Annotated in this window: 1 protein-coding gene; it reads right to left on the bottom strand. The window is 39.3% G+C overall.

Annotation, left to right across the window (positions count from 1 at the left end; genetic code table 11):
- The coding region (locus tag AC4HAL_RS10985) for an ISL3 family transposase (protein ID WP_491094186.1) at nt 1-1187 on the bottom strand (1187 nt) is incomplete at its 3' end.
- Between the last annotated feature and the right edge of the window lies 1 nt (nt 1188).

Raw genomic sequence — 1188 nt, 5'->3', positions numbered from 1 at the left:
AAGTTGTCAAAGTTCCGATAGCCAAAGGCATTGCGTTTGATGTCTTTGATGAGTTTGTTAGTGGCTTCTAATTTAGCGTTAGAATAAGGCAATTCAATGGCATTAGTGATATAATTTTTATAACGAATAAAGGTATTTAGAGTCGTTTTAAAAGTATGATTGAGATGAGGGAATGTGTCTTGAATTAATCCAAAGAATTGCTTAGTATTCTTCTCTTGTAGATGAAAGAGGAGCAGTTGGTACAGGTCATAATAGGTTTTTAGTTCAGGTACTAGTTTCAATAGTTTATTCAGACACTCTCTAGGCGTTAAAGTTTCTCTGAAAGTCCGTGAGTAAAACGGTTTAAGAGACAGTTTTCGACTATCTTTTTGAATGAGTTTCCAGTGGTATTTAAGAGCCCTGTATTCAAGGGATTTCTTATCAAACGGCTTCATGATTTGGATTCTTGTCTGATTAAGGGCACGACTCATGTGCTGGACAATGTGGAAGCGATCGAGGACAACCTTGGCATTAGGGAATAATGTCTTAATGAGAGGAATATAGCTCCCCGACATATCGACAGTAACCACTTTGACCCTATTTCTGGCTTCTTTGGAATACTTGAAAAAGTGGTTTCGGATGGCTGTCTGTCTTCTGTTATCGAGGATAGTAATGATTTTCTTAGTCTTGAAATCTTGGGCAATGAAGGCCAGTTTGCCTTTTTGCGAAGAGAATTCATCCCAGGAGAGGATTTCAGGCAAGGAAGAGTAATCTTCTTGAAACTGACATTGCTGGAGTTTACGATAGACGGTAGAGGTAGAGATAGCCAGCTTAGAAGCGATATGGGTAAGGGATTCTCTGTTGAGCAATAGCTGAGCTACCTTCTGTCTCACGAGCTCAGAGATTTGGCAATTTTTCTTAACGAGGGTCGTTTCAGATACGGATACCTTCCGACAGGACTGGCATTGGAATCTTCTCTTTTTCAAACGAATGAGGCTAGGGAATCCCCCAATTTCGATAAAGGGGATTTTAGAAGGTTTTTGGAAATCGTATTTGATTTGTTTTCCCTTGCAGTGCTTACATTTAGGAGGATGATAGTCAAGTGTAGCGATGACTTCGATATGGGTATCGTGTTGAACGGCTTGTGTCAAGGTAATATTTTTGTCTTTGATTCCGAGTAATTCTGTGGTATTCTTAAGATGTCTCATA

Source organism: Streptococcus sp. ELY_125, assembly GCF_058314535.1.
The sequence above is the reverse complement of the archived record's forward strand: the minus strand, read 5'-3'. Positions and strand labels throughout refer to the sequence as shown.